This is a genomic window from Tissierellales bacterium, from assembly GCA_035301805.1.
GTDB lineage: Bacteria > Bacillota > Clostridia > Tissierellales > DATGTQ01 > DATGTQ01.
In genome coordinates this window covers 12,327-33,749 of the sequence record DATGTQ010000130.1, presented here as the reverse complement: position 1 = coordinate 33,749, position 21,423 = coordinate 12,327, and the positions used below count along the sequence as shown (strand labels likewise).

Here is a 21,423-nt window from a genome sequence, read left to right as displayed (position 1 = left end):
CTAATTATAAGTTTTCTTTGCTTTCTTTTCTTCTACTAATTCCATAATTATTTTACTTATTTTAATATTATCATGACGAATATAATTTTTCTTTACATCTATTAAATCATATTTTAATAGATTAATATTTTTAGATTTAAGTATTTTTTCTTCTTCCTTAGTAATTAATACTGGTTCTGCCCCATCTTCACTATATTTCTCTAAAATTTCCCTTGGTATAGTTTCCTCATTAATTATAATATAATCCAATAAATCTTCCCTACTATGTTTTAAAATTGCTTCTACATGATCTAAAACAGTGTAATTATCCGTTTCTCCTGGCTGAGTCATTACATTAGGAATATATATTTTAATTCCTTTTGAATGATAAATTTTATCTACTATATTATTGACTAATAAATTAGGAATAACACTAGTATATAAACTACCAGGTCCTAGTACTATTACATCTGCTTCTTCAATGGACTCTACTGTTTCTTCCAATGGATAACTCATCTTTGGCTCCATATATACATAATCAATCCTACTTTTTATTTCTTTTCCAACTATAGGTATATTAGATTCCCCTTCTACCTCTTGTCCATTTTCAAAAACTGCGTATAATTTGACATCTTCTAAGGTCATAGGTAATACTTTCCCTGTTACTGCTAAAACATTACAAGTTTCTTTAACAGCTAGTTCAAAACTTCCATATATCTCATTCATCGCAGCAATAAATAAGTTTCCTATATTTTGACCCTCAAATTTTCCCTCACTAAATCTATATTGAAGCAATTTTTCCATAGAAGGCTCAGTATTAGCTAATGCTAGTATGCAACTTCTAATATCTCCCGGAGGTAGCATGCCCAAATCTTCTCTTAAAACTCCTGAGCCTCCCCCATCATCTGCCACTGTTACTATAGCAGTAATATTTGAAGTAAATTCCTTTAGTCCCCTCAATAAAATTGAAACTCCTGTACCTCCACCTATAACTACAACCTTAGGTCCTTTAGCTAAGGTATTTCTTTTACTTGAATTTTTCATATTCTTTCCCCTTTTTCTACTTGTTACAATCCCTATGACTTACAATAACCCTATTATCATCCTTTAACAGTTTCTCATAAAGTACATTTGCAATAGTCACAGATCTATGCTTACCCCCTGTACAACCAATACCTATGACTAATTGGCTTTTCCCCTCCTTTATATAATGTGGAATTAAATAACTTATCATATCATATAGTTTATCAATAAAAACCTGTGCTTCCTCCCATTTTAGTACATAATTTCTTACACCTTCATCCATACCAGTTAATTCTTTAAGTTCTTCTATATAATAAGGATTAGGCAAAAATCTTACATCAAATACTAAATCAATATCTAAAGGTACCCCATATTTAAAACCAAAAGAAACTACCGAAATAGTTAGCTTCTTTAATTCTTTTCCTTCTAAAAAAATTCCATTTATCTCTTCTTTTAACATAGCAATAGTTAAATTAGAAGTATCTATGACGTAATCAGCTTTTTGTTTAACCTCCTCTAATATTTGTCTTTCTTCTATAATTCCATCATTTATTCTACCATAAATAGCTAAAGGGTGAGGCCTTCTATGTTCTTTATATCTTTTTATTAATACACTATCCGATGCATCTAAGAAAAGAATTCTATATTTTATTCCTTTATCCTCTAGTGTTTTTAAACTTTCAAATAAATCATTAAAAAATTTCCCACCCCTAATATCTGCAACTACTGCTACTTTTTCAATGTTTCTTTTTGATTCATAACATAGTTCAGCAAAATCAGGTAATAAAGTTGGTGGAAGATTGTCCATACAATAATAACTCATATCCTCCATAGCATTTAAAGTTTGACTCTTCCCCGCTCCTGACATACCAGTTACAATTACAAACTCTATATCCATTTACTTCACCTCCAAAATCATTTTTCTACATTAATAATTCTACTTATGGGAACATTGGCTCCTATCGCTATTTTTATACCTTTTTCAACCTTTCCTACATCCTTAGGATCATGAGCATCGCTATTTATATAAAATTTCACATCCTCTTCTAAGGCTATTTTTAAATTCTCTGAGGATAATTCACCATGATGTGAATTTATTTCTAATGCAGTATTTGCTTTAGCCGCTGCTTTGGAAAGTTCCTTTATATCTACCCTTATTTTTGCATTTGGATGGGTAATAATATCAACGGGATATTTATCCATGGCTTTTATAAAAGCTATAGTATTCATCTTTTTAATCCTATCTTCCAATTTTTTGTTCCATTTTGAAATGAAGTTATAAAAATACACTTTATAGAAATCGCCAAAAGTTTTTGGTAATGCTCCAAAATGATAGCCTAATAATAAAATGTCTAAAATCTCTATTATTTCATCATCTACATCTATACTACCATCATAACTTATAAGATTAGCCTCTACGCCTAGGAGAATTTTCACACCTTCATCTTTATACTTTTGATTCAAAAAATCAATTTCTTTTCTCATTTCATATAACTTTTCCCTTTTTACACCATAAGTTAAATGTCCAGGTCCATGGTCACATATAGCTATTTCCTTCAGTCCTTTTTTTATTCCTTCCTCTACATTTTCCTCAATAGTACCTATGCCATGACTATATATAGTATGGGTATGATAATCCCCGTGTATTTTCATATTTTATTATTTTATCCTTTCTGTTTTTCTCCTATAACCTTCAATTCTGGTTCTAAAATTACATTGTATTTATCTTTTACTGTTTTTTGTATAACCTTAATTAAGTTTTCCACATTATCAGAACTTGCATTTTCAGCATTAATTATAAAGCCCGAATGTTTTTCTGAAACTTGGGCCCCTCCATGTCTTAGACCTTTTAATCCTGAATCTTGTATAAGTTTCCCTGCATAATAGCCTTCTGGTCGCTTAAAAGTACTTCCTGCACTAGGATATTCTAAAGGCTGTTTTGTTTTTCTTCTTCTCGTAAGATCATTCATTTTTTCCTTGATTTCATCATAATTTCCTTCTTCTAATTCCATTTCTACTTCTAAGACTATAAGTTCTTGGTCCTGTACCCTACTACCTCTATATCTAAAATTCATTTCTTCTCCAGAATACTCTACTATTTTACCTTCTTTATCTAATACCTTTACTTTAGATACTACATCCTTCATTTCTCCACCATAAGCTCCAGCGTTCATTGCAATTGCTCCTCCTACAGTGCCTGGAATTCCACTAGCAAATTCCAATCCCTTTAGAGAATGTTTCAATGCTCTTTTACTTAATTTCGATAACAAAGCTCCAGATTGAACTCTAATTTTATTTCCTCTAATATTAATATGACTCAAATTTTCCTCTATTATTATAACAGTTCCTCTTATTCCACCATCTCTAACTAAAATATTACTTCCATTTCCCATAACATAATAATTAACTTTTTCTTTTTCACAACTTTTAACAGCTTCGATTAATTCGTCTTCAGTCTCTGGCACAATAACCTTATCTGCTGGCCCACCAATTTTAAAAGATGTATAATTCTTCATTAGTTCATTATACAATATTTTCAATAAAACCACTCCTAGCATTTATTTTCTATCCTATAATAAATATTATACCCTATTTTGTCAACTGTTCTATCCGTTTTTCCCCATCTTCTATAGCTTTATTGGAGTCCTTTTCACCTATAATTGCTTTTTTAATTTCTTCTTGAAGTATTCTATCTATATCTATCCAATTATCTCTTAATGGTAAATAAAAAGTATAGGATAAGCTTTCTTCTATTTTTTTCATTTTAGGGCTATTTACATACATATCATTTATATCTTTCTTCACGGTAAAAAGACCAATATCTTCTAATGATCTTTGATTAGTATCTTCTGTTAAACTTTTTAAAAATTTGACACACATTTCTTTCTTTTTTTCATCTTCCTGCTCCATTATACCATAGGATAATATTCCATCACTTACTACAATAGGCATATTTATACTTCCTATGGGATAATTAGCTACATCAAAATTAAAACCTTCCCCCTTCTCCTCTAAGTCTTCCAAAACCTTTACCGCCCAACTTCCCGTTGGATATACAGCTACCTTTTTATCTTTATAAAACATTTCCCAACATTCTTCCTCATTCATTATGCCGAAAAAACCTGGTGTAACCTCATATTTTTCCTTTAAATCAATTACTTTTTCCAATCCATTTATAACTTCCTCTCCATAAAAATTATAATCATCAGTCTTTTCATTAAATATCTCTGCTCCATCAGACATAATAATACCCCATAAATTATAATAACCTGGCGTTATAAAAGAATTAAAACCAAAATAATCAACTATTCCTTCTTCTTCATCTGTATATGTAAGTTTTTCCAGTGTCTCTACAAATTCTTCATAGGACCAATTACCATCATTAGGTGGAGGAACTCCTTTTTTATTAAATAAATCCAAATTTAAATACATTGAATATGTAGTTAAAGCCACTGGATAGGCTATTATCTGTCCTTTATAATCAACACCATTCAAAGCTTGGATTTTAATAGACTTTAATTCTTCATCTTCAATGTATTCATCTAAAGGTTCCAACATATTTATATAATTAAAACCATTTCCTACGGGTATTATATCCGGTTTATCCCCTTTACTAAACTCTTTCTCTATATCTTCTAAAGTATTCCAATCCATAGGAGTAAACTTAATATATACACCTGGATTCCTTTTTTCAAAACTCTCTATTTTTTCTTCTATCCAGCTATATCTACTACCTGTCTCTACATTTAATCTAGGATAATCCCAAATATTTATAATACCTTTATACGGTTCTTCCTCTACTTCTACAACAGGAAATAAATCGTTAAAAAAAATATTATATGTCCAAAAAATTATAAATCCTAATAATACTGCTGCTAATATATAATTAATTTTACCATACTTCATAAAAGTCACTCCTCAATATAAAAATATATAGGAGACTATACTTTCCTATATATTATAAAATATTCAATGATTAAGACCTTTATGTAATATTTCTCTTAAACAGTTAAAAGGTAGAGGAATGTTTCACCTCTACCTTTTATTTATTTTATTCTGCTTCTGCCATTTTCTTATATTTTTCATATTTTTCTTTTGCATCTTTTTCAGCTTTTGCAAATAATTCTTCAGCTTGTTCTGGGAAAGTTCTCATTAATGATGAATATCTTACTTCAGATTCTATAAAATCTCTAAAAGATTCTTTTGGTTCCTTAGAATCTAAGATAAATGGATTCTTTCCTTCTGCCTTTAAGCCTGGATTGTATCTATATAGGTGCCAGTATCCTGCATCTACAGCTTTCTTTTCTTGTTTTTGACTTACACCCATTCCACCTTTAATTCCATGACTTATACATGGTGCATAAGCTATTATTAAAGCTGGCCCTGGATAATTTTCTGCTTCAGTCATTGCTTTTATTAATTGATTTTTGTTTGCACCCATAGCTACTTGTGCTACATATACATAGCCATAAGTTGCTGCAATCATTCCTAAATCTTTCTTTCTAATTTCTTTTCCAGATGCTGCAAATTTTGCTACCGCTGCAGTTGGAGTTGCCTTTGATGATTGACCACCTGTATTTGAATAAATTTCAGTATCCATAACTAAAACATTTACATCTTCTCCTGAAGCTAGTACATGGTCTAATCCACCAAATCCTATGTCATAAGCCCAACCGTCTCCACCAAAGATCCAAATAGATTTCTTAATTAGGTAATCTTTAACATCTGCTATTTCTTCTAGTATCTTATCAGCTTCATAATTATTTGTTTTTATATCTAATAGTGGTAGAATCTTAAGTGTTGCTACTTTCGATGCTTTAGCATCATCTTTACCTTCTAACCATTCATTGAAGGCTCCATTTATTTCATCATTTACGTTAAGTTCAATAAAGTCTTTCATTAATTTTTCAATTTTGTTTTTTATTTGAGATACAGCCATTGCCATTCCATAACCATATTCTGCATTATCTTCGAATAAAGAGTTAGCCCATGCTGGCCCTTCTCCATTTTGATTCTTACAGTATGGCATTGATGGTGCTGATGCTCCCCAAATTGATGAACATCCCGTTGCATTAGCAATAATCATTCTATCTCCGAATAATTGAGTAACTAATTTAGCATATGGTGTTTCACCACAACCAGCACAAGCTCCTGAGAACTCTAGTAATGGTTGAACAAATTGACTACCTTTAACATTATATCTTGTTACTAAATCATCTTTTACAGAAACTGTCATTGCATGTTCCCAGTTCTTGGATTGTTCTTCAACTTGACTTTCTAATGGTTCCATAATTAATGCCTTTTCTTTTGCTGGACATACATCTGCACAGTTTCCACATCCTGTACAATCTAATGCACTAACTTGTATACGATATTCAAGACCTTCTAATCCTTTTCCAATAGCCTTCTTAGTTTCAAAACTTGCTGGTGCATTTTTTACCTCTTCTTCATCTAATAAGAATGGTCTAATTGCAGCATGTGGACATACAAAAGCACATTGGTTACATTGGATACAATTATCTAATTGCCACTCTGGAATATTCACTGCTATACCACGTTTTTCATAAGCAGCAGTTCCATGAGGAAACACTCCATCTTCCATTCCAACAAAAGTACTTACAGGTAGTTTATCACCTTCTTGTCTATTTATTGGAATTAGAACATCTTTTATAAATTCCGGTGCCTCTTCAGTAACGGCTGTTTCTGTAGCTACTTCTACATCTTTCCAAGATTCCGGTACATCTATTCTAACTAAGGATTCTATTCCTTTATCTACTGCTTTATAGTTCATTTGAACTACTTCTTCACCTTTTCTACCATAGGATTCAACAATAGAATCTTTTAAATGTTTAACAGCTTCGTCAATAGGTATTACATTTGCCAACTTAAAGAAGGCAGATTGCATAATCATATTTGTCCTTCCACCTAATCCTACTTCTTGTGCAATCTTAGTTGCATCTATAATATGGAAGTCAATATTCTTTTCAGCTATATATTTCTTCATAGAATCTGGAAGATGTTCGTCTAGTTCTTCTTCTGACCAATTAGTATTTAATAAGAAGGTTCCTCCTTCTTTTAATCCATCTAATAAATTATATTGATATACATAAGATTGTTTTGAACAAGATATAAAATCAGCTTCATCGATTAAATAAGTTGATTTAATTGGTTCATCTCCAAATCTTAAATGAGATATTGTAATTCCACCAGATTTTTTACTATCATAGGAGAAATATCCTTGGGCATACATATCAGTGTCGTCCCCAATTATTTTTATGGCACTCTTATTTGCTCCAACAGTTCCATCAGACCCGAATCCCCAGAATTTACATCTAATATTGCCCTCTGGTTCAGCCTTTATTGTTTCTTTAACTTCTAATGATGTATTTGTTACATCATCAACTATTGCTAAAGAAAATCCATCTTTTGGATCTTCTGATTTTAAATTTTCAAATACTGCATTTATATGAGTGGGCGTAGTATCTTTAGAACCTAAACCATATCTACCACCTACAATTAATGGAGTATTTTCTTTCCCATAAAATAAATTACGAATATCTAAGTATAATGGTTCACCAATTGCTCCTGGCTCTTTAGTTCTATCAAGAACAGCAATTTTCTTAACTGTTTCAGGTAGTACATTGAAGAAATGTTCCTCAGAGAATGGTCTATATAAATGAACTTCTACTACTCCAACTTTTTCTCCCTTGTTTATTAAGTAATCAACAGTTTCTTCTATAGCCTCTGTTATTGAACCCATAGCAACAATAACGTTTTCTGCTTCGGGGTGACCATAATAGTTAAATGGCTTATATTCTCTACCAGTTATTTTTGAAATTTCATCCATATATTCTACAACTATATCTACAATATCTTCATAATATGGATTAGCAGCTTCTTTAGCTTGGAAGAAAATATCTGGATTTTGTGCAGTACCTTTAGTATATGGTCTTGAAGGATTTAATGACCTATTTCTAAATTCATTTAAGGCATCATAATCTACTAAATCCTTAAATACATCATAATCCATAACTTCTATTTTTTGAATTTCATGACTAGTTCTAAAACCATCAAAGAAATGTACAAAAGGAACTCTTCCTTTTAAAGCACTTAAATGGGCTACTCCTCCTAAATCCATGACTTCTTGTACACTACCCGATGCTAAAAGCGCAAAACCTGTTTGCCTAGTAGCCATAACATCAGAATGATCACCAAATATAGATAATGCATGACCAGCTACCGCTCTTGCACTTACATGAAATACTGCTGGTAGCAATTCACCTGCCATTTTATACATATTTGGTATCATTAAAAGCAATCCTTGTGATGCAGTAAATGTAGAAGTCAAAGCTCCAGCAGATAATGAACCGTGAACTGCTCCAGATGCACCTGCTTCTGATTGCAATTCTGTAACTAATACCTCTTGATCAAAAATATTCTTTTTTCCATGGGCAGCCCATTCATCCATTAATTCCGCCATTGTTGATGAAGGAGTAATTGGATATATTGCAGCTACATCAGTAAAAGCGTAAGCTACATGAGCTGCTGCAGTATTACCATCCATGGTTTTCATAACTTTTGTCATCTATAGACCCCCTTTAAAAAATGAAAATACATTGTATTATAATTGTCAACCTATTACCTATTACTTGACAAATTTTGTTATGTCCTATTACAGTTTTAGTATATTAAACATTAGTAATAAAGTCAACCGTCAAAATCATTTATTTTTCTACAAAATTAGTCCTTCAAAATGGGTCTAATTCTATAATCCTAACTTCCATTAATTCTTAATACCCTCTTTTATTCTTTTCCTCTATATAGGACTTTATCCTATTATCCAATTCTATTGCTGCGTTATAACCTAGATTTTTTTGTCTTGTATTTCTAGCAGCCACTTCCACTATCATAGCTATATTTCTTCCTGGCCTTACAGGGGCTACTAATTTTGACACCTTTAATCCTAATATTTCTGCATAGCATTCATCTAGCCCTAATCTATCATATTCTTTCTTTTCATCCCAAAACTCTAGTTCGATAACTAAATCAATGAATTCCCAGGCCTTTACAGCTCCTACTCCATATAATCTTTCAATATCAATTATCCCTATACCTCTTATCTCCATAAAATGCCTAACTAATTCTGGAGATATTCCCTGTAGTTTATCATCTACTCTTTTTATTTCTACAGCATCATCTGCAACTAGCCTATGACCTCTTTTTATTAGCTCCAGGGCTGTCTCACTTTTACCTACGCCACTATCACCGGTTAGAAGTATGCCCATACCATAAACTTCTACTAAAACCCCATGTATTGTTATTTCTGGGGCTAAGGCTATGTCTAAATAATTTATAATTTTATTTATTAATTTTGTTGTAGAAAGGTTGGATCTTAATATAGTTATATCATTTTGTATTCCATATTTTATTACCTCTGGAAACACATCTAATCCCCTTGCAAAAATTATAGCTGGCAAAGGATAACTTAGCATTTCTTCTATTCTCTTGGAACGTTCCTCTTGAGATAAACTATGAATAAAATACCATTCTACATTTCCTATTATTTGAAGCCTTTTATACGCAAAATACTCAAAATAACCAATAATTTGTAATCCTGGCCTATTAACTTCACTTTTAGTTATTTTTATATCACCTATATTTGATGATTCATGAATAATTTCTAAATTTAATTCTTTTATTATATCTTCTAGTAAAATAGATTCCATTTCACAACCCCTATCTTTCTGGAATAATTATGCATGCTAAAAAATATCCTAATAAACCTCCAAATCCTTTAGTCAAGATTAACAGTATGACCCATAATAATCTAATAAATGTAGGATCTACTTCAAAATATTCTCCTATACCACCACATACACCACAGACCATTCTATCATGAGTTGAACGGTAAAGCCTTTTTGCCATTTCACTCCCCCTTATTCTCCCTAAAATAATTATACACATTTTCAGCAATCTTTCTATTAATAGATTCTACCTGTGTCAATTCTTCTACATTTGCTTTTTTTATATTGTCAATAGAACCAAAATGTCTAAGTAGGGATTTCTTCCTTTTTTCCCCTACTCCTTGAATATTATCTAAAACTGACTTAAACATTTTTTTACTTCTTAGACTTCTATGATAACTAATGGCAAATCTATGAGCTTCGTCTTGTATCCTGGTTATTAGCATAAAAGTCTCTTTGTTTTTATATATATCTATTTCTTTATTGTTAAATATTATACCCCTAGTATTATGATGGTCATCTTTTACAATACCACATACTGGTACATTTATATCTAACTCTTCTAAAACTTTTTCTGCTACGTTGACCTGCCCCTTACCTCCATCCATCATCACCAAATTTGGAAAAGTAGAAAATCCTCCCGTATCTATACTCTTCTTCTTAATTAACTCTTTTTCCCTTAAACCTCTAACAAATCTCCTTCTTACAACTTCCTCCATACTACCATAATCATCAGGACCAATTATTGTCCTTATTTTAAACCTTCTATAATCACTTTTTCTAGGTACCCCATTTTCAAATACTACCATAGAACCTACTGGCTCCACTCCTTGTATATTTGAAATATCAAAAGCTTCTATTCTATAAGGTGGCTCTTCTAATTGAAGAATATTCTGTAATTCTTTCAATGTATCTTCACTTTTCTTTTGTTTAATCTTTATTCTATCCCCATAATGTTTCAATGTGTCTGAAGCATTTTCCTTTACCATTTCCATTAACTCGCTTTTTTCTCCCCTTTTAGGCACGTGAATAGTAACTTTAGAACCTCTTTTTTCCCTAAGCCAATCTGCAACTACTTCCATATCTTTAAACTCTTTTTCAACAAATATTTCTTTGGGAACATAAGCCGTACCAAGATAAAATTGTTTAATAAAAGAACTTAATATTTCCTCTCTATCTTCTAATGCTACATCCGGTAGTATAAAATGCTCTCTTCCAACAATTTTACCTCCCCGTATAAAAAATATTTGCATACAAACATCTTCTATACCCTTAGCCATTCCTATTACGTCCCGGTCTATTAAACTTGTAGACACAATTTTTTGTTTTTCCAATATTAAATTCAAGGAATTAATTTGGTCCCTGTATTTAACAGCTTTTTCAAAGTCTAAATTTTCAGCTGCCTTTTTCATTTTCTTTTCTATTACTTCAACTAAATGCTCTTCCTTGCCATTTAAGAACATTATTATTTCTTCTATCATTAAATTATACTCTTCCTCTTTTACATAACCTTGGCAAGGTGCCAAGCATCGTCCGATGTAATAATTTAGACAAGGTCTATCATTCGCGGGAATTTTACTTAAATTAAGTTTACATGTTCTAATAGGATAAAGATTTCTAATTATCTCCAAAGTGTCATTTACTGCATAGCCATTAGGATAAGGTCCAAAATATTTTGCTCCGTCTTTTAATACATTTCTAGTTTTAATTACCCTAGGAAACTTTTCATTAGTAATTTTAATATATGGATATTGCTTATCATCTCTTAATAGAATATTATACTTTGGCTTGTGTTTTTTTATTAAATTTGCTTCTAAAATCAAAGCTTCTATCTCATTATCAACTATTATATGTTCAAACTCTTCTATATTTTTTACTAAGGCATTTACTTTTGGTGTTTTACTTCTTGAAGATTGGAAATATTGTCTAACTCTATTTTTAAGTTTCTTTGCTTTCCCAACATAAATAATTTCCTTTTTTTCATCTTTCATTATATAAACTCCCGGCTTGTTAGGAAGCTTATTTAATTCCTCATCTATATTAAACACATTATCACCTATTAATTTCCTTTCTATTTTCCTTATATACTTTCTATAATATTATATACCAATTAGTTAATAAACTAAAATTAACTATTCTCTTAAATTATGTTAAGATATAGTAAAGAGACAAATATTCCAAAATATACATCCTTAAGACCTATTTTTAAATAAACTATTCTATATTAAAAAGTAGGCATAAAGGAGGTGTTAAAATGTTTGGCTCTCTATTTGGTACTAAAAAACTTAAAACTTTAGACATTGAACCATCAAACTTAGATGATAATACTGTGTATCTTTGTAAAGTCCATGATTACAGAGGCAAACCAATATCCAGCCAAGAACTTGTAGAAATAACAGGTAAAGAATTAAAAATACTAAGCAATATTCATGGTATAAAAAAAGGAATGATAAAGTATAGTAATGAACTACTTTATAATGTAGTAGAAGAAGTTGTTATAGAAGAAAAGGGAGATAGTTAATGAAGATAACAAAAATAGAACCTCAAAAAAATCAAAATCGAGTAAATGTATATCTAGATAATAAATTTGCTTTCGGAACTTTCAAAGAAATTGTCTGCAAATATAATTTAGAAAAAGGAATGGATATTGATGAGACATTCCTTGAAGATATATTAAAAACTGAAGAACAACAAAAGGCAAATAATTATTCATTAAATTTATTAAAATATCGCTGGAGAACAGAGAAAGAAATTCGAGATAAATTAACAAAAAAAGAATATGATGAACACATAGTTGAAGAAACTATTTTTTATTTAAAAAAATATGACTTTTTAAATGATAAAAGATTTGCAGAAACATATGCTAGGGAAAAAGTAGAAAATAAAAAACTTGGTAATTATAGAATTAAACATGAATTATATAATAAAGGAGTTTCCCAGGAAATAATCGATGAAGTACTAGAAAATTATAGTGATAATCAGTATGAACGTGCCTTAGAAATAGGAAAGAAAAAAATAAAATCCTATAAAAATGATGATAAACAAGCTATTTACCGTAAACTTGGAGGTTATTTACAGAGAAGAGGTTATTCTTATGACTGTGTATCTAGAGTTTTAAGAGAACTTATTTAATAAAAAGCTCCTTTTCGTTAATCGAAAAGGAGCTTTTTATTAAATATTTATAATTTTATACTTTTAACTTAAATATGCACGTAACATCCAAGATGTTTTTTCTAGATTCTCTAATGATTCAACCATTAAATCAATTGAAGACTCATCATCATATTTACCTGCTATTTCAATTCCTTCTCTTAATTCACCAATTAAAACCGAAAAATCCTCTAGTAAATTTTTTACTATATCCTTACTCTGAATTCCCACGCTTCTTTCTTCCTCTAGTACTGCTAATTCAAGATATTCTTTCATAGATGCTGCTGGTCTAATACCTAAAACAAGAACTCTTTCAGCTACTTCATCTATTTCATCTGCCATTTCAGTATAAAGTTCTTCTAAAACCTCATGTAGTGTAAAAAATCCTTCACCTTCTACATTCCAATGATAGTTATGGAGCTTTGTGTATAGAACATTTAAATTGGCTAAATATTTATTTAATGCCTCTGCAATCTCCTCTCTACCTTTTTTACCTAATCCTATATTAATATCCATCTAAACAGCCTCCCTTTTTAATATAATTATATTTTAATTTGTACTAAATACAAATTTATAATCATTACAATTGATTCTATTATATATATACCACTATTAATATACCTTAAACATTTATAAGCATAAATATTCCCCAACCTTTTCAATATAGGGTTTTAATATTAATCTATTTATTGTTAGAAATTTTACAGTATTCATTATATGAAGAAAAAATTAAACAACTAGATATAATTAATGAGATCTCTTTAATTAAAACAAAAGACTTTACCATTCACTACAAAGACTACCCACTATCCATTAATAATTGTGCATTTGAAAAGAATAAGAAATACGCAATCATAGTAAATAGTGGATAAGGAAAAAGCAGTTTATTGAAAGTAATTTTAGGAGAGATTGAAAACTATATACTAAGTCAGAAGAGAATTGTTGTAATAATAACCCATCATCTGACACCAGAAACCACACAGACTCGATAAAATTATTATTTTATATTAGATTTAGATAGAAATGTATTTAGGATACACCAATACCCAAATAGATTCCCCGGTATCCCTATAGAAAACTTCATGTAGAGAACAATCTGCAGGAGAATATTAAAACTCCCTTCTGGTTTTTTATGTATCTTAAATCTTTCCAAAAAGGAGTTTCTTTTATACTTTTATATTCCTCTAGTTTCTTTTTTCAACCATTCCTTTTCTTCTTCATTTAAGTATGGTGATAAGTTACTATATACTTGTTTATGATAGTTATTGAGCCATTTTATTTCTTCTTCACTCAATAATCCTGCATCTATTCCTTCTAAGTCTAAAGGGCAATTAGTCAATGTTTCAAACTTCATAAATTGACCTGATTCATTTTCATAGTCTTTAACTGCTACTACTACATTTTCTAACCTAATACCATACCTTCCCTCTTTATATACACCTGGTTCTATAGATGTAACCATTCCTTCTTCTATTACTACTTTTGTAGGGCTTTGGCTAAAGTTATTAGGCCCTTCATGAACATTTAAAAAGAATCCTATGCCATGACCAGTTCCACATTTATAATCTATACCTACTTCCCATAAGGGCAATCTTGCTAAAACATCTAAATTAGCCCCTGTGGCTCCATGTAAAAACCTAGCTTTTGAAAGATTAATAAGTCCCTTCAATGTAAGAGTAAAATCTCTTTTTTCTTCATCAGTTATTGGTCCAAGTATAATAGTCCTAGTAGTATCTGTTGTTCCATCATAATATTGTCCACCAGAATCTACTAAAAACATTCCTTCTGGCTTTAAGGAGTAATCTGTTTCGTCAGTCGCCGAATAATGCATCATAGGTGCGTGTTCCCTGTATGCAGCTATAGTGCCGAAACTAGGTTCCACAAATAAATCTTGTTCTCTTCTAAAGGATTCTAGCTTTTCATCTGCAGATATTTCGGTTATTTCTTTATGTCCTACATTTTTATCTAACCAATATAAAAATTTAACCAATGCTACACCATCTTTTATATAACATTTTTTTAAGTTTTCTATTTCTACATTATTTTTTCTAGCTTTTAATTTTGTAGTAAAATTCATACCTTCTACAATTTCACATTCCTTAGGGATTCCATTATATATCCATCTATTAGTTTTATCTGGGTCAATAAATATTTTTGAATCTTTATTAATATTCTCAATATTATTTCTTACATCACCATATTCCTTTACTTCAATGCCATTTTCATTTAAATACTCTTCAACTTCTTTATCTACCTTAGATTTATCTACAAATAACCAACTTTTAGCCATAGAAACTAAAGCATAGGATGTTACAACAGGATTATTTTCAACATCCCTTCCTCTAATATTGTAAAGCCAAGCTATATCATCTAAACTACCTAATAAGAAATAATCTACCTTAGATTCTTTCATTTCTTTTCTTACATCTTCTAGCTTTTCTTTTGGAGCTTTTCCTGCATATTTTACATCGTGGATAAATATTTTGTCTTTTGATTCCTTAGGCCTATCTGTCCAAATTTCTCCTATAAAATCATAGTTTTCTTCAAGTTTTATATTCTTTGTACTAAATTTTTTTTCCATTTTCTCTATTAAAGATTGGGAAACAACTTTTCCATCAAATCCAACAGTAGAATCTTCATCTAAATTATCCCTTAACCATTCAATTACTGTTGGAACTTTTGGCATTCTCATTTTAAATAATTTAATTTCACTACCCTTAAGTTCATTTTCTGCTTGAATAAAATATCTGCCATCTGTCCAAAGTCCTGCTCCTTCCATTGTAACCACTACAGTACCCGCAGAACCTGTAAATCCTGATATCCACATTCTAGTCTTCCAATAATCACTTAAATACTCACTTAAATGAGGGTCTGAACTTGGTATAATATATGCATCTATACCTTTTTCCGCCATAAGCTTTCTTAAACTTGCCAACTTATCATTTACCTTCATACAATCACTCTCCTATAAATTAAACTCATCTTCATAATAACACTTATTCTTAATATTTCTATTAATTTAAAAATACTTCTTAACATAAATTATACATTTCATACATCATTCTAACTCGGTTTTTAGTAAATTTTTAGTTAGTAAATAAGAAAGCAATATTGCAGTTATACCACCTACTAACTTACTTACAATGAAAGGTGAGACCATTTCCTTAGAAATACTAGATATAAACCCTAATTGCCCTCCAAAAGCATAAGCTCCACTTACTAAAAAAGCAGCATTTAAATTTTTCCCTCTCTCATCCATGTCTTTATATATAAGAAACATTGGTATGCTATTCACAAGACTAGTTATAAGTCCTAAGACCGCAACTTCATTTATGCCTAATTTATTACCTATTTGAGATAAATGCTTATTAAATAACTTATGTAATACATGAAACAAAGGATAAGCACCAGATAATATTATAGCTATTTGACCTATAACTACTAATCCTTCTTCTATAGATATCATATTAGAAAATAGCTTTATATCCAACACAAAATCTAGTATTCCAATTATTAAACCCATGGTGCTTATTATTATTAATATCTTACCTATCCAAGTAAATACTTTCACAACTTTTTCTTGAGCTTTTATCAGGTAAACTACTAATATGGCAGATAAAATTAATACTGGGATTAAGTTTATTATTAACTCTTTCCCTGGAATCTCCATTATAACTCCTCCAACAAATGCCCCTATTGGTATTGTTATAAAACCTGCCATTATACCTTTAGCATACTGGGGAAAATCATCCTTTAAAATATTTATCGCAATAGGTGTTGTAAAAGATATAGTCGCTCCTATAGAAGATGATAATATTAACCCTGAAAAGTGCCCAATAGCTTCATTATTCATAACTTTCATAGCTGAAGTATATCCTCCCATATCTGGTGCCAATATACTAGCAATAAATACAGAAGGATCTACTCCTGTCGCCTTAGACATAGATGAAAGAATAGGAATTAACCTTTCTGCTATAACAGGAGATAAACAATATATTCCAAGCATAGTTAAAACCAAACTTCCCATAGCCTCTATTCCCTCTTGAAACTTTTCTCCTATTCCAAATTTATTATCTAATAAATTATCTACTGCTCCTAGTACAGAGAATAATACCATTATGTATATTATAATCTGACTCATAATACCCCCCAATTTATATAAGTATATTAATATATTATAATTATATATCATATTACTTATTGTGCCAAAATTCTAGGCCTTTTTACTTATATAAAAGTTTGTTAAATCTTTGTTGTTATTTTTTTGTTATATTTTTAGTTGCATGGGTATAACTTAAGTAAACCGCAAACATAGAATATCTTTTGGAGGTGTTTAGGTTTATGAAAAGAATGGAAGATAAGGTTGTTATTGTTACGGGTGGTGCTATAGGCATTGGTAGAGGCATTTCAAAAGTTTTTGCAAAAGAGGGAGCGAAAGTTTTAATAGTTGTAAGAACTGAAGATACTGCTAAAAAAGTAGTAGAAGAAATTAAAGCCGACGGCGGTGAAGCTTCCTACTTTATTGGTGATGTAAGCAAAGAGGAAGATATGAATAAGATGGCTGAAACTTGTATTCAAAGATATGAAAAAATTGATATCCTTTGTCACAATGCAGGTATATTCCCAGAAATAAGATTAGAAAATATGACTGTAGAGGATTGGGACAAAGTTAATGATATTAATTTAAAAGGAACCTTCCTTGCAGTAAAATCATGCCTACCAAATATGATTAATAATAAATATGGGAAAATAGTTATTACTTCCTCTATAACTGGAAATAAAACTGGTGCACCTGGCCTAACTCATTATGCTGCATCTAAAGGTGGAGTAAATGGTTTTATTAGATCTGCAGCTGTAGAACTTGCTAAATACAATATTAATGTCAACGGTGTAGAACCTGGAAACATACTCACTGAGGGAATGGAAGAGGTTCTAGGTGATGAATATATTAAAGCTCAAGAAGCCACTATTCCTTCCGGTAAGCTTGGTGAACCTGAAGATATTGCTTATACTACATTATTTTTAGCATCTGACGAGGCAAAATATATTACAGGTCAAGGAATAACTGTAGACGGTGGTCAAACATTACCAGAATCACTTGATGCTGTTAATTAAATAATAAATGAATAAAACTGAAAACTCCCTTTTGGCAATGGCTAAAAGGGAGTTTCTATATTTATATTAATCTTCTATTACTAATTCTGTTGAACAATTAGCTGGTTTTTGTAAACTATCTGCAACTGGGCAAGTTCTGTCTATAAATTCAACAAATTCTTCTATTTTTTCTTTAGGAGAATCTGACTTAATATAAAATTTAGTCCTAATATTTTGTAGACCAATTTTAGCATCTTTATTTTTCCCTAAGAATCCATCTGGGTCCAAATCTCCCTCTACTTCTATTTTAATCTCTTCAACTTTTACACCTTTTGCCTTTGCAAAACATTGAGCAACTATACATTTACATGCACCTAAAGCACATAATGTTGCTTCAATTGGGTTCATACCTTTATCTGTTCCACCTAAATCTGTTGGCTCATCTAATATAAATTTGTGACCTCTTGTACTACATTCAACTTGCATACCTTCTATAGATTTTGCTGTTCCTTTTAATACCTCAACCGCCATTATGATTCCCCCCATTTGTTAATTTTATTACAATAATATTATATTCCATAACAAAAGGAGTGTCAATTTCTTATCAGTTTTTATCAATTAATGTTTTCTTCAAAAACTGGCCTGTATAAGATTTATTTACTTTGCACACTTCCTCAGGTGTACCTTGAGTTACAATTTTTCCACCTTCATCTCCACCTTCTGGTCCTAAATCAATTATATAATCCGCCGTTTTTATAACATCTAAATTATGTTCAATAACTAGTACTGTATTACCTGAATCTACAAGCCGATTTAGTACTTCTATTAATTTACTTATATCAGCTACATGTAACCCTGTAGTAGGTTCATCTAAAATATAAACAGTCTTTCCCGTACTTCTTTTACTTAACTCCGTAGCTAATTTTACTCTTTGAGCTTCTCCACCAGAAAGTTGAGTTGAAGGCTGCCCTAATTTAATATAACCTAATCCTACATCATATAATGTTTGAAGTTTTCTTTTTATTTTGGGTATGTTTTCAAAAAAACCTAAAGCTTCTTCTACTGTCATATCTAATATATTAAAAATATTTTTACCCTTATATTTAACTTGTAAAGTTTCTCTATTATATCTTTTACCTTTACACACCTCACAAGGTACATATACATCTGGAAGAAAATGCATTTCTATTTTTATAATACCATCTCCATTACATGCTTCACATCTTCCACCTTTTACGTTGAAACTAAACCTTCCCTTTTTATATCCTCTCATTTTTGCCTCTGGTGTCATAGCAAATACATCTCTAATATCATCAAAAACTCCTGTGTAAGTTGCTGGATTAGACCTAGGTGTCCTTCCAATTGGTGATTGGTCTATTACTATTACTTTATCTATATTTTCTATTCCTTTTATTCTCTTATGTCTACCAGGTCTAGCCTTTGCACGATTCAATTGTTGGGCAAGACTTTTATACAATATTTCATTTACTAATGTACTCTTACCTGAACCAGATACTCCAGTTACACATGTAAATACTCCTAGAGGTAATTCTACATTTATATCCTTTAAGTTATTTTCCCTTGCTCCTAAAACTTTTAGTCTCTTTCCATTTCCTTTTCTTCTTTCCTTAGGTATTGAAATTTTCTTTCTTCCTGATAGATAGCTACCAGTTATAGAATCTTTAGATTCCATTATTTCATCTATAGTCCCATTAGCCACTATATGGCCTCCATGGCGACCTGCTCCTGGTCCAATATCTACTATATAATCTGCCATCCTCATAGTATCTTCGTCATGTTCTACTACTATAAGAGTATTCCCTAAATCTGTTAAATTCCTAAGGGTTTTCAATAATTTATTATTATCCCTTTGATGAAGTCCAATACTAGGTTCATCTAATACATATACTACTCCCACAAGACTAGAACCTATTTGAGTTGCCAATCTTATTCTTTGAGATTCTCCTCCTGATAAGGTACCAGCACTTCTGGATAAGGTTAGATAACCTAACCCTACATCTTCTAAAAATGTAAGTCTTTCTTTTATTTCCTTTAATACTTGTTCACCTATTAATTTTTCTCTATCTGTTAACTTTAGATTACCAAAAAATTTTATTGAACTAGTTATAGATAAATCAGTAACTTGAGAAATATTTAAACCATTTATTTTTACAGCTAATATTTCATCTTTCAATCTAGACCCTTTACATTTTGGGCAAGGATTTTCTATCATATAGTCATCTATTCTATCTCGCATACGATTTGAATTAGTACTTCTATATCTTCTTTCCAAATTAGGAATTACACCTTCAAATCTTCCTTTATAAGTCTTCCATCCATCATATCTACTATTAAATTTAATAGTTATGACTTTTTCTGTTCCATATAATATATCATTTAATAATTTCTTTGGAGCATCCTTTAAAGGAGTATCCAAGTCGAAGTTATACTCCTTAGCTAAAGTTTTAAAAATTTCATAATAATAGGTCCCATCGTTAGTATTACTAAAAGGAGCAATTCCTCCTTGATTTATACTTAAAGAAGGATTAGGTATTACTAAATTTTCATCAATTTCTTTGTAATGTCCTATTCCATCACAAGTGATACACATTCCAAAGGGACTATTGAATGAAAACATTCGTGGTGATAACTCTTCAATTACAACACCACAATCCGGACAAGCTAGCTTTTGACTAAATATTATTCTTTCACCATCTACTACATGGGCCACTGCTAAACCATCAGATAATTTTAATGCAGTTTCAAAAGAATCCGTTAATCGTGCTTCAATTCCTTCCTTAACAATTATTCTATCTACTACAACTTCAATAGTATGCTTTTTATTTTTTTCTAATTTTATATCCTCAATTATTTCATGCATTTCACCATCTACTATTACTCTAATAAATCCTTCTTTTTTTATAGAATCTAATATCTTTTGGTGTTCACCTTTTTTACCTCTAACTACAGGGGCTAAAATTTGTATTCTAGTCCTTTCTTCCAGTTTCATTACCTTATCCACCATTTGATCTACTGTCTGACTAGAAATTTCTTTCCCACATTTATAACAGTAAGGAGTTCCTATTCTAGCATATAACAAACGTAAATAATCATATATTTCAGTCACAGTTCCAACAGTAGATCTAGGATTTTTACTAGTTGTTTTTTGATCAATGGAAATAGAAGGTGATAAACCTTCTATATAATCTACATTTGGTTTTTCCATTTGTCCTAAAAATTGTCTTGCATAAGAAGAAAGACTTTCCACATAACGTCTTTGTCCTTCTGCATATATTGTGTCAAAGGCAAGAGAAGATTTACCAGAACCACTTAAACCTGTAAAAACTATCATCTTATCCCTTGGTATAGTTAAATCCACATTTTTTAAATTATGTTCTTTGGCTCCTTTAATTACTATTTCATCTTTCATCGT

General features: G+C 30.6%; 17 protein-coding genes. 3 read left to right on the top strand and 14 right to left on the bottom strand.

The genetic code is table 11. The features are described 5' to 3' along the window. The 9 genes from yvcK to uvrC form a co-directional block, all read right to left on the bottom strand. The gene (yvcK, locus tag VK071_06230; GenBank protein HLR34913.1) at positions 1 to 1,023 is read right to left on the bottom strand and encodes a uridine diphosphate-N-acetylglucosamine-binding protein YvcK; all 1,023 of its coding nucleotides are present in this window, start codon (positions 1,021 to 1,023) and stop codon (positions 1 to 3) included. A gap of 16 nt (positions 1,024 to 1,039) precedes the next feature. After that, a complete protein-coding gene (gene rapZ / locus VK071_06225) occupies positions 1,040 to 1,894 on the bottom strand; it encodes an RNase adapter RapZ (protein ID HLR34912.1) in 855 nt (284 codons plus the stop codon). A 23-nt stretch (positions 1,895 to 1,917) separates the two neighbouring features. Continuing rightward, a complete protein-coding gene (locus tag VK071_06220) occupies positions 1,918 to 2,655 on the bottom strand; it encodes a PHP domain-containing protein (protein ID HLR34911.1) in 738 nt (245 codons plus the stop codon). A gap of 11 nt (positions 2,656 to 2,666) precedes the next feature. Beyond that, a complete protein-coding gene (gene murB, locus VK071_06215; protein HLR34910.1) occupies positions 2,667 to 3,560 on the bottom strand; it encodes a UDP-N-acetylmuramate dehydrogenase in 894 nt (297 codons plus the stop codon). Positions 3,561 to 3,591: 31 nt separating this feature from the next. Continuing rightward, positions 3,592 to 4,908: an extracellular solute-binding protein gene (locus tag VK071_06210; protein ID HLR34909.1), complete on the bottom strand. Its 1,317-nt coding sequence runs from the start codon at positions 4,906 to 4,908 to the stop codon at positions 3,592 to 3,594. Between the two features lie 145 nt (positions 4,909 to 5,053). Beyond that, positions 5,054 to 8,587 (bottom strand): pyruvate:ferredoxin (flavodoxin) oxidoreductase, encoded by a 3,534-nt coding sequence (gene nifJ, locus VK071_06205; GenBank protein ID HLR34908.1) that lies wholly within the window; start codon positions 8,585 to 8,587, stop codon positions 5,054 to 5,056. Positions 8,588 to 8,792: 205 nt separating this feature from the next. After that, positions 8,793 to 9,728: an HPr(Ser) kinase/phosphatase gene (gene hprK, locus VK071_06200; GenBank protein HLR34907.1), complete on the bottom strand. Its 936-nt coding sequence runs from the start codon at positions 9,726 to 9,728 to the stop codon at positions 8,793 to 8,795. Between the two features lie 10 nt (positions 9,729 to 9,738). Then, the gene (locus VK071_06195) at positions 9,739 to 9,927 is read right to left on the bottom strand and encodes a PspC domain-containing protein (GenBank protein HLR34906.1); all 189 of its coding nucleotides are present in this window, start codon (positions 9,925 to 9,927) and stop codon (positions 9,739 to 9,741) included. 1 nt (position 9,928) lies between these two features. Continuing rightward, the gene (gene uvrC / locus VK071_06190; GenBank protein ID HLR34905.1) at positions 9,929 to 11,794 is read right to left on the bottom strand and encodes an excinuclease ABC subunit UvrC; all 1,866 of its coding nucleotides are present in this window, start codon (positions 11,792 to 11,794) and stop codon (positions 9,929 to 9,931) included. Between the two features lie 206 nt (positions 11,795 to 12,000). Between uvrC and VK071_06185 the strand changes: the two genes are divergently transcribed. Further along, the gene (locus tag VK071_06185; protein HLR34904.1) at positions 12,001 to 12,267 is read left to right on the top strand and encodes a hypothetical protein; all 267 of its coding nucleotides are present in this window, start codon (positions 12,001 to 12,003) and stop codon (positions 12,265 to 12,267) included. Continuing rightward, complete coding sequence (locus VK071_06180) at positions 12,267 to 12,878, top strand: RecX family transcriptional regulator (protein HLR34903.1); 612 nt, start codon at positions 12,267 to 12,269, stop codon at positions 12,876 to 12,878. Before VK071_06185 ends, VK071_06180 begins: the two co-directional genes overlap by 1 nt. Positions 12,879 to 12,941: 63 nt before the next feature. Here VK071_06180 and VK071_06175 read toward each other — a convergent pair whose 3' ends face one another. From VK071_06175 to eutH, 3 genes are all read right to left on the bottom strand, one after another. Continuing rightward, a complete protein-coding gene (locus tag VK071_06175; GenBank protein ID HLR34902.1) occupies positions 12,942 to 13,412 on the bottom strand; it encodes a DNA starvation/stationary phase protection protein in 471 nt (156 codons plus the stop codon). Positions 13,413 to 14,070: 658 nt separating this feature from the next. After that, positions 14,071 to 15,849, bottom strand: a complete 1,779-nt coding sequence (locus VK071_06170; protein ID HLR34901.1) for an aminopeptidase P family protein — start codon at positions 15,847 to 15,849, stop codon at positions 14,071 to 14,073. Positions 15,850 to 15,954: 105 nt separating this feature from the next. After that, positions 15,955 to 17,037 (bottom strand): ethanolamine utilization protein EutH, encoded by a 1,083-nt coding sequence (eutH, locus tag VK071_06165; GenBank protein ID HLR34900.1) that lies wholly within the window; start codon positions 17,035 to 17,037, stop codon positions 15,955 to 15,957. Between the two features lie 200 nt (positions 17,038 to 17,237). On the opposite strand from eutH, the gene fabG reads away from it, so the two are divergent. Next, the gene (gene fabG / locus VK071_06160) at positions 17,238 to 18,011 is read left to right on the top strand and encodes a 3-oxoacyl-ACP reductase FabG (protein ID HLR34899.1); all 774 of its coding nucleotides are present in this window, start codon (positions 17,238 to 17,240) and stop codon (positions 18,009 to 18,011) included. Positions 18,012 to 18,077: 66 nt separating this feature from the next. Here the strand turns inward: fabG and VK071_06155 are convergent, their stop codons facing one another. Both VK071_06155 and uvrA read right to left on the bottom strand, forming a co-directional pair. Further along, positions 18,078 to 18,521, bottom strand: coding sequence for an OsmC family protein (locus VK071_06155; GenBank protein HLR34898.1), 444 nt, complete (start codon positions 18,519 to 18,521; stop codon positions 18,078 to 18,080). 73 nt (positions 18,522 to 18,594) lie between these two features. Further along, complete coding sequence (gene uvrA, locus VK071_06150; protein ID HLR34897.1) at positions 18,595 to 21,420, bottom strand: excinuclease ABC subunit UvrA; 2,826 nt, start codon at positions 21,418 to 21,420, stop codon at positions 18,595 to 18,597. Positions 21,421 to 21,423 lie beyond the last annotated feature (3 nt).